Annotated in this window: 8 protein-coding genes; 7 read left to right on the forward strand and 1 reads right to left on the reverse strand. The window is 36.5% G+C overall.

The annotated features are described in order from the left end of the window. The first annotated feature begins 234 nt into the window (after window positions 1-234). The 7 genes from H515_RS0109895 (at window position 235) to H515_RS13365 (ending at window position 8884) form a co-directional block, all read left to right on the forward strand. A complete protein-coding gene (locus H515_RS0109895) occupies window positions 235-1563 on the forward strand; it encodes a YihY/virulence factor BrkB family protein (protein WP_025877933.1) in 1329 nt (442 codons plus the stop codon). 226 nt (window positions 1564-1789) lie between these two features. Next, window positions 1790-2512 carry a sugar phosphate nucleotidyltransferase gene (locus H515_RS0109900; RefSeq protein ID WP_025877935.1) on the forward strand — a complete coding sequence of 241 codons (723 nt, stop codon included), beginning with the start codon at window positions 1790-1792 and terminating at the stop codon, window positions 2510-2512. After that, window positions 2509-3300, forward strand: coding sequence for a hypothetical protein (locus H515_RS0109905; protein WP_025877936.1), 792 nt, complete (start codon window positions 2509-2511; stop codon window positions 3298-3300). The genes H515_RS0109900 and H515_RS0109905 overlap by 4 nt, the downstream gene beginning before the upstream one ends. Beyond that, on the forward strand, window positions 3287-4243 hold the full coding sequence (locus H515_RS0109910) for a CDP-alcohol phosphatidyltransferase family protein (RefSeq protein WP_154653690.1): 957 nt from the start codon (window positions 3287-3289) through the stop codon (window positions 4241-4243). The genes H515_RS0109905 and H515_RS0109910 overlap by 14 nt, the downstream gene beginning before the upstream one ends. A gap of 13 nt (window positions 4244-4256) precedes the next feature. Continuing rightward, window positions 4257-4970, forward strand: coding sequence for an HAD family hydrolase (locus H515_RS0109915; RefSeq protein WP_025877938.1), 714 nt, complete (start codon window positions 4257-4259; stop codon window positions 4968-4970). 70 nt (window positions 4971-5040) lie between these two features. Next, window positions 5041-6348, forward strand: a complete 1308-nt coding sequence (locus tag H515_RS0109920; protein WP_025877941.1) for an inositol-3-phosphate synthase — start codon at window positions 5041-5043, stop codon at window positions 6346-6348. Beyond that, complete coding sequence (locus H515_RS13365; protein WP_081410154.1) at window positions 6323-8884, forward strand: DUF5686 family protein; 2562 nt, start codon at window positions 6323-6325, stop codon at window positions 8882-8884. The genes H515_RS0109920 and H515_RS13365 overlap by 26 nt, the downstream gene beginning before the upstream one ends. A 104-nt stretch (window positions 8885-8988) precedes the next feature. Here the strand turns inward: H515_RS13365 and H515_RS0109930 are convergent, their stop codons facing one another. Next, window positions 8989-9405 (reverse strand): DUF4112 domain-containing protein, encoded by a 417-nt coding sequence (locus tag H515_RS0109930; RefSeq protein ID WP_025877943.1) that lies wholly within the window; start codon window positions 9403-9405, stop codon window positions 8989-8991. Window positions 9406-9631: the final 226 nt, after the last annotated feature.

Raw genomic sequence — 9631 nt, forward strand, 5'->3', positions numbered from 1 at the left:
GAAAGAAAAGAATAAAATAACAGTGGAAGTACAGAGAAAGGAAAGATGAATTACACACTTTTAAGGACACTACCGAAAAAGTGCTCATGTGAGTCAATTACAGATGATGTTATAACAGAATCTATTGATGTTTTAAAATTTATTCGTGAAAATTTCATCTAATTTGATGAGTTTCATATAATTCTTTTATTATCTTTGTATTATGTATCATTGCGTTCATTAAAACAGTAAGAAATGACAATAGAAAGTATAAAGCACTTCTTTAAAATAGGAATGTGGAAGAAAAATGACAACTCCTCACATCATAGGAACTTGCTTTTGCGTATGTTACAAAAAGTTTATTTGGCAATTATCTTTTTCTTTGAGAGAGGCCATATTGGCTATGCAACGCAATTATCTTTTAGTACAATACTGGCAATTGTTCCATTGGTGTCCATGATTTTTGCAATTGCCAATGGCTTTGGTTTTGGAAAATATATTGAGGAAGTTTGTCGTGAGACTTTCTCCGGACAACCAGAGGTTGCAAATTGGTTGATACAATTGGCTAATTCCTATCTTGTACATGCACAAACTGGTTTATTTATTGGTATTGGCCTGATATTTATGCTTTACAGTATTATCTCATTGATTAATACTGTAGAACAAGTGTTTGATTCAATTTGGCAAGTAAAGGGCGCCCGTCCATTGCGGAGAATACTGACAGATTATACCTCCATGATGTTTTTAGTTCCCATTGCCATTGTCATCATGTCTGGTTTGAGCATATTCATTTATGGATTTGCTGACCAGTTAAAGGAGTATTGGGTCTTGGGGTCAATGGCCAGATTCTTAATTCACTATATTCTGCCTTGGTTTGTCATGTCGATGATTTTTGTCGTATTGTTCATTTTCATGCCGAACACTAAAGTAAAGGTGTCTAAAGCCATAGGACCAGGTGTGTTGGCAGGAGCACTTATGTTAGGTCTGCAATGGGTATATATTCATGGACAAATTTTATTAACAAGTTATAATGCCATTTATGGATCACTTGCGGCTCTCCCCTTATTTATGTTATGGATGCAAATATCATGGTATATCTGTCTTTTTTGTGCGGAATTATGTTACACCAATCAAAATTTAGAATTTTATGAATATTTGATTGAAACCAAAGATGTTAGCCATATCAACAGAATGGTGATGAGTGCTGTGATTTTAAGTCATATATGCAATCGTTTTGCTCGTGGCCAGCGTCCGTACACAGCGTTGGAATTAAAGACTTTATCAAACATACCTATTCGAGTGACCACCGATATACTGTATAATCTTTGCAAAGTAAATCTGATTACTGGAAACAACTCAATGGATTCAAATGAAATTACATATTCTCCAACAAGTGACACAGATAAAATAACCATTGGAAAGATGGTTACTCTATTGGAATCACACCCGAAAGACAAATATGAAAATCTCGGTTTGGACATAAGCAAGACTGTCTGTAAAGAGGTGATGGATAGAATGCGAGATGTGAGATGCGAATATATTAAAAGTTTAGATGATTTCCCAGTTAAAGATTTGGTGAAATAGTCTGATTTTCCGTTTTGGGGGGCATAAATAAAACGTAAAATATCATTCCAAATTGTCAGCATTGGTAAAAAAAGAGTATCTTTGCATTGTATGTGATATCCCTATATATAATGGATGTCGATAAACACTTTAGATACTCTATTATTTTAATAATAGAAATCTGAAGACAGCTTGGTAAAAGCTGTTGCGGGAATTCCATAACTGTAATGATATTGAATTTAATAAAATGAAATATGCAATAATCGCAGCTGGTGAAGGTTCGCGTCTTGTTGAGGAAGGGGTGAAATCCCCAAAACCATTAGTAAAGATCAATGGTGAGTTTCTTATTGACCGGTTAATTAGGATCTTTCTTCAGAATACTGCTTCTGAAATATGCGTTATCTGCAATAGTGCGATGACAGAAGTTGCTGAACATCTGAATGAAGTTAAAAACCGCATTAAAGACAATGGACAAGTTACACTTAATTTGATAGTTAAATCGACTCCCAGTTCAATGCATAGCTTTTTTGAATTGAGTAAGTTTTTAGGAAATGAGCCATTTGTTCTAACTACTGTCGATACCATATTTCAAGAAGAAGAATTTAAGGATTATATAAAATCATTTCATCGAGCATTACATGAAAATGTTGATGCCTTCATGGGAGTAACAGATTTTGTTGATGACGAAAAACCTTTGTATGTAGGGGTAGAGAAAGAATTGATAGTCAATGGTTTTTTTGACAAAAATGATGCAGACTATAAGTATATATCTGGAGGAATTTATGGTCTGACTCCACGCACCATTACCACTCTTAACCGTTGTATCAGCAGTGGGAGAAGTAAAATGCGTAATTTTCAACGCGCTCTTTTAAGCGACGGTTTAACGGTTCATGCTTATCCTTTCTCTAAAGTTTTAGACATTGATCATGCTCAAGACATTATAAAGGCTGAGGATTTCTTAAAACAATGAAAGTAGTAGGGATTCAGCGAGCCGAATGTTTTTCACCAAATTCAGTTGAAAACGACAAAGCTATTCTCCTGATGGTTTTGGAGCGCTTTCGAGGTGTGATGATACCAGAGACGAATCTTGCAATTGATTGTCTCCAAGGTGCTGATGTCATTTTGAATATGGGAAGGTCATCGAAGACATTGGAGCTGTTGAAGAGTGACTCTTTGGGGAATGCATTGATAATAAATCCTGCTAAAGGAGTTGAACAATGTCGAAGAGGTAATCTGCATCGCTTGATGCGTCAGTTTAATATTCCGTCACCTCCAGAAATTGGAAATAATGGCTATTGGGTGAAAAGAGGCGATGCATCAGCACAATCAAAAGAAGATGTAAGATATTGCAGGGACAAACAAGAACTTGAAGAAGTCAAGAAAGCATTCGCCAACAAGGGAATCAAAGATATTGTTGTCCAAGCTCATATAAATGGAGATTTAATCAAATTTTATGGAATAGATGGTGCGGACTTTTTTAAAATATATTATCCCGGTGATGATGGAATTTCAAAATTCGGAGATGAATTGATCAATGGTAAACCGAGGCATATTTATTTTGAATGTGAAGAACTCAAAAATGCGGCAGGACAGCTTGCACGAGTTGTAAGCACACCTATTTATGGTGGAGATGCAATAGTGAATGATGATGGTGATTATTTCATCATTGATTTTAATGACTGGCCAAGTTTTTCACGCTGTAGGGAAGAAGCAGCCTCTGCGATTGCAAATTACGTTATGAAATATGATGGAAGATAAGATAAAAGGAAGAAAAATAAAAGAACTGTTAGCAGCATCCCTTAAGTCTAAGGATACGGAGGAGTGGTTGGATGTACATTTTACGCGTCCGATAGGTCTGGCATTTGCCTTATTTTGGCACAAACTTGGTGTTGCACCCAACTACATTACCGTTCTCTCTATGTTTTTAGGGGTAGCAGCAGGAGTGATGTTTTATTTTACGGATTTCTTGCATAATTTGTTTGGAGTCATTCTCCTGATGCTTGCGAATTTTTGTGATTCCACTGATGGTCAACTGGCGAGACTGACAAACCAGAAGTCAATGATTGGCCGTTGTCTTGACGGTTTTGCTGGCGATGTTTGGTTTTTTGCTATCTATTTGGCAATCGTGCTGCGTATATGGAACCAAAATATGCCCGGAACATCTGAGCCATGGGGATTTTACGGCTTGGCCCTTGCTGCCATAGCAGGAATAGTAAGCCACATGCAGCAAAGTTCTTTAAGTGACTATTATCGTCAAATACATCTTTATTTTTTAAAGGGTGATGAAGGATCGGAGCTCGATACATATAAAGCTCAACATGCAGAATTAGAAAAATTGAAAGGTAAAGAGGGTGTGTTTTGGGATAGAGCTTTTCATTCTAATTATCAAAATTATTGTAAAAGTCAAGAGAGGCGGACCCCAGAGTTTCAAAAACTCCGCAAAACAATTGAGACAAATTTTCGGACCGTGGAGAAAATGCCTGAAGAATGGAAAGAGGAATTTCTGAAAGGTAGCAGGCCTTTAATGCCCATGACAAATTTTCTAACTTTCAATTCACGGGCTATATTTATTTATATCACTTGCTTACTGAATATTCCGTGGGTTTATTTTCTATTAGAAATTACCCTCTACAACATTATTTACATCTACATGCATAAACGTCATGAAGAGCTTTGTGAAAAGATCCGTTTGAATTTATAAGAAAAATTATTCTATGGAATTTAAAGGAATTATATTTGATTACGGTGGAACTTTGGATACTGGTGGTTGTCATTGGGGAAAGATGATTTGGCATGCTTATGAGCGAAACAACGTACCAGTTTCAGAAGGGATGTTTAGAGAGGCTTATGTTTTTGCAGAAAGAAAATTGGACGCAAATTTTATTATTCAGTCTGATTATTCTTTCTATAAAACATTGGAGATAAAGCTCACTTTAGAGTTTGAATACTTATCGACCAAGGGGTTTCTGTCGGCAACAGGCTTCTCCTTAGTGAGTATGAAAAATGCTGTGCTTACAGATTTGTATGAAAACGTAAAAAAACATACAGCCCATAGCAGAGAGGTCCTTTTAAAACTTAAGGAAAAATATCCCCTCGTGCTTGTGAGTAATTTCTATGGAAATATTTCGGTTGTTCTCAATGAATTTGGATTTGACAATTTATTTGTCGGGATAGTTGAAAGTGCTGTGGTTAATGTGCGAAAACCTGATCCTGCGATATTCCAATTGGGTGTAACAGCTCTCAATATGACACCAGAAGATGTAGTTGTCGTTGGAGACAGCTATGCAAAAGACATCGTTCCCGCCCATAGTATCGGCTGCAAAACTGTATGGATACAAGGTGAAGGTTGGACAAATGAAGTGCATCCCGTGAGTATTGCAGATGTAATTATCCAAGACATTGCCCAATTACTCCAAGTTGATAAATGAAGAGATTTTTAAATTAAATAATAAATAGGCTCAAATGCCGTTTTATAATGAACTTAAATACTGTATTGAAATGAAACAAGGAAAAGTAGCTCCCGCAGAGGGTAAACTTGGAATCATGGTCGTTGGCTGTGGAGCCGTTGCTACCACATTTATGACTGGAGTATTCATGACACGTAAAGGGTTGGCAAAGCCAATAGGTTCGATGACCCAATACGACAAGATTCGTGTAGGTAAAGGCACGGATAAAAAGTATCTTCACTACAAGGATATCGTACCATTAGCTGATCTAAATGATATTGTTTTCGGAACGTGGGACGTATATCCTCAAAATGCCTATCAGGCAGCAGTTTATGCAGAAGTGTTAAAAGCAAAGGATATAGAGCCTGTTCGTGATGAGCTTGAAGCTATTAAGCCTATGAAAGCCGCTTTTGATAAGAACTATGCAAAACGCCTTGACGGTGACAATGTAAAGGATTGCAAGACCCGTTGGGACATGGTTGTTGAATTGAAAAAAGATATTCAAAACTTCAAAAAAGCAAATAATTGCAGTCGAATAGTTGTTATCTGGGCAGCATCTACAGAAATATACGTTCCTTACGATGAAAGATATCATAAAAATCTAGCACAGTTTGAAGAAGCTTTCAAGTCGGATGACCGTGAGCATATTGCCCCTTCAATGTGTTACGCTTATGCTGCATTGACAGAAGGATGTCCGTTTATTATGGGTGCTCCTAATACAACGGTGGATATTCCTGCAATGTGGGAACTTTCTGAACAAACTAGAATGCCTATTTCAGGTAAAGATTTTAAAACTGGACAAACACTTGTCAAGTCCGGTTTTGCCCCTATTATAAAGACACGTTCTCTTGGATTAGCGGGGTGGTTCTCAACTAACATTCTTGGTAATCGTGATGGACTTGTTCTCGATGAGCCTGCTAACTTCCATACAAAGGAAGTAAGCAAACTTTCAACTCTTGAAACAATTTGCAAAGCAGAAGAACAACCTGACTTATACGGAAATATATATCATAAGGTGCGTATTAATTATTATCCTCCTCGCAATGACGATAAGGAAGGTTGGGACAATATTGATATTTTTGGGTGGATGGGATACCCCATGCAGATTAAGATTAATTTCCTATGCCGCGATTCTATCCTTGCAGCACCTTTGTTGCTTGATCTCACCTTGCTTAGCGATTTGGCTGCTCGGGCTGGTCGCTATGGAATACAGCGTTTCCTGAGTTTCTTCTTGAAGAGTCCAATGCACGATTACACTAAGGGTGAGGAGGCTGTAAACAATCTCTTTGAGCAATATACGATGCTCAAGAATGCAATCCGCGAAATGGGTGGTTATGAAGCAGATGAAGAAATCGATTAAATTTTTATCTTTATTTTTATTTTTCTGGACATTGGCTGTTTGTGCCAATGCCCAGAATTTACAATGTAATGTTGTAGATTCACAGTCAGGTGACAGCATTTCCTATGCAAATGCAATTTATAGTAAACTGAAAATAGGCGCTTCAAGTAATGCCTCGGGGCAGTTTGTTATTGCAAGGATCAACGGAGAAGTCTTGACCGTTACAGCGGTAGGGTATAAGCCACGTAAAATTAAGATTACGAAAAAGACGCCTGATGTGTTAGAGATTAAACTTATTAACGACACAAAACAGTTAGAGGGTATTGTCGTAAAGGCAAAACGTCGCCATAAGTATTCAAGGAAGAATAATCCTGCGGTGGAACTGATGAAAAGGGTTATAGCCGCAAAGGAACAAACCCATTTGGAAAATCACCAATATTACCAATTTAATAAATATCAAAAGGTTACAATGGCATTGAACAATCTTACTCCTGATGATATGGAATCGGGAGTGTTCAAAAAGGCACCTTGGTTAAAAGACCAAGTTGAAACATGTCCTTACAATGGAAAACTGATTCTGCCATTCTCTGTTGATGAAACCCTTACCCAACATATTTACCGCAAGGAGCCAAAGGACGAAAAAGATATCATTAAAGGACAGACTACCAAGGGCATATCCAAACTAATTCAAACTGGTAGTACGTTGAATACAATGGTAAAAGATCTTTTCAAGGATATTGATCTTTATAATGATCAGATAGAACTTCTACAATCACGGTTCCCATCACCAATAGGTTCAACTGCTATTTCATTTTATCATTTCTACATAGACGACACCGTGATGGTGAATAATGACCAATGCATACGTTTGCAATTTATGCCTGCAAATCAACAAGACTTTGGTTTCAGAGGAGAACTATATGTCTTGAATGATAGCTCATTGCATGTGAGAAAATGTGATATGCAGCTTCCAGCTAATACAGGTGTGAATTTCGTAGATGCAATGAAATTTCTTCAAGAATATACTAAACTTCCATGTGGTGAGTGGGTATTAACCACAGACAATATGATAGCTGAACTTAAATTGACAGACCTTTTGAGCCGAGTCATAGTCATACGTACGACAGGAATGCATGATTACACTTTTAACGCTATTGACAATCATCTTTTTAGAGGCAAAGCTAAGCTGGCCTATGACCCAAACGCTAGAATGAGGGATGATGCATATTGGAGTCAACACCGTACAACAAGTTTAACTAAGAGTGAGGCCAGTATAGATTCCTTTATTGCAAAAATGGGGCAGACAAAGAATTTCAAGTGGTTCATGTTTGTTACTAAGGCTTTGCTTGAAAATTTTATTGAAACTGGAACTGCAGAATCACCAAGTAAAGTTGATATAGGTCCAGTAAATACATTCATTTCGAAAAATTTCATTGACGGAATTCGTTTAAGAGTTGCTGCTCGTACTACTGCAAATTTTAATCCGCATTGGTTCTTTGATGGGTACTATGCTTATGGCACGAAATCAAAGAGTCATTATTACGGAGCAAAGGTGATATATTCTTTCAATAAACCTGAGTATCAGCCTATTGAATTTCCAATCCGCACTCTTTCTTTAGAATCATATAGAGATATTGAATCTCCTTCAGATAAATACCTCAAACACAATAAAGATAATATTTTTATGACGTTCAGACCTGTGAAAGTTGAAAAATTGTATCTATTCGAACGACAGATGGTAAATTTCATGTGGGAAACAGATTATGGACTTGCAACAAGTTTTAATTTTACCACAGAGGGTAATCGTCCGATGGGGAGGCTAATTTATCAAAAAATGGATGGAGATATCATAGATAAGGTCAGGATGTCTTCTATAACTTTTGGACTCGATTATCGACCAGGACAAAGTTATATCAACTCCAAACAGCAACGTATAGAGGTAAACCTTGATGCCCCTCGATATACTCTTACTCATACAATAGGAATTAAAAAATTATTAGGTTCTGATTTTAGCTATAATATGACTGAAATATCAGCTTATAAAAGATTTTGGCTTGGCAGTTGGGGACATTTTGATCTAAGAATTAAAGCTGGAGCACAGTGGAATAAAGTGCCGTATCTTCTTTTAATAATGCCCCCTGTTAATACTTCATATTTCGAACACCAAGGGTCATTCAACTTAATGGAAAATATGGAATTTTTAAATGACCGTTATGCACAATTTAATATGGCATGGAATTTAGAGGGAAAGATTTTAAATCGTATTCCTTTAATTAGAAAAATGAAATGGCGTGAGTATTTTGCTTTTAAAGGCATGTGGGGACATCTTACAGATAAAAACAATCCACTCTTAGACAAGAATAGTAATGATCCGAATCTTTACCGTTTTCCTGAAGGTACAACCGTCATGACACATGATCCTTATTTAGAACTTGTCGTGGGTATTCACAATATATTGAAATGTCTGGAAATTGATTATGTGAAACGTCTTACCTATACACATACGCCAGGTATTTCTAAACAAGGAATAAGATTTGGATTTAACGTTGTTTTCTAAACGTATACGATTTAAAATTCGATAAATCCTAAATGCTGTTTATAATACATTTTTTAGGACTTATCATTTGACATATAATGACTTTTGTCTTCTCTATAGCTTTTTTAGAATAACCTGAAAATCATGTCGGTTAAATAAATAATGATTAATATTAATGACACTATTAATATTAAAAAGATTGCAATAAAGAATCCACTCTGTACGGCTTTCTTGTTCACATCTCTAATAATCTGTTCATTACCTTCAACAAATCCTGTTATCAATCTCATGTTCTGAGTGTTGGATTTATGAAAAAAATCTATAACGTTGCCAATAGAAAACGGGATAAGTCCAAGAAAGACATCTCGTAGGGAGTTATTTAATATTGCCAGTGTAAGGGGTAAACTTTTGACTTTCCCAAAGGCGAACCAAATATACAACAACCCAAATATTGCTGTTAGCAAATCACCGATACCATACGGTATTAATCCTATTATGCCGTCAAGATAATATTCATCTAAGATTTGTTGTAGGTGATTCATCGTTCGGAATAGGCTCAGTAGAAAATCAATGGGGGAATAATTTGTTATTTATCTTAATAATTCCGACCTTCGCATTATGGAAGAAAAAATGTTACGCACCTTGGCAACTCTTGTTTTGCCTTCTCAAATATTAGATTATTTTACTATCGTTTCTGTCTGCGAGGTTGGACCTGAGTTTCATATTAGTCTTGACGAACGTATGGACAAGACTTTGTCAGGTAATGCC

Origin of the sequence: Prevotella corporis DSM 18810 = JCM 8529 (genome assembly GCF_000430525.1) — a bacterium.
GTDB classification, from domain to species: Bacteria; Bacteroidota; Bacteroidia; order Bacteroidales; family Bacteroidaceae; genus Prevotella; species Prevotella corporis.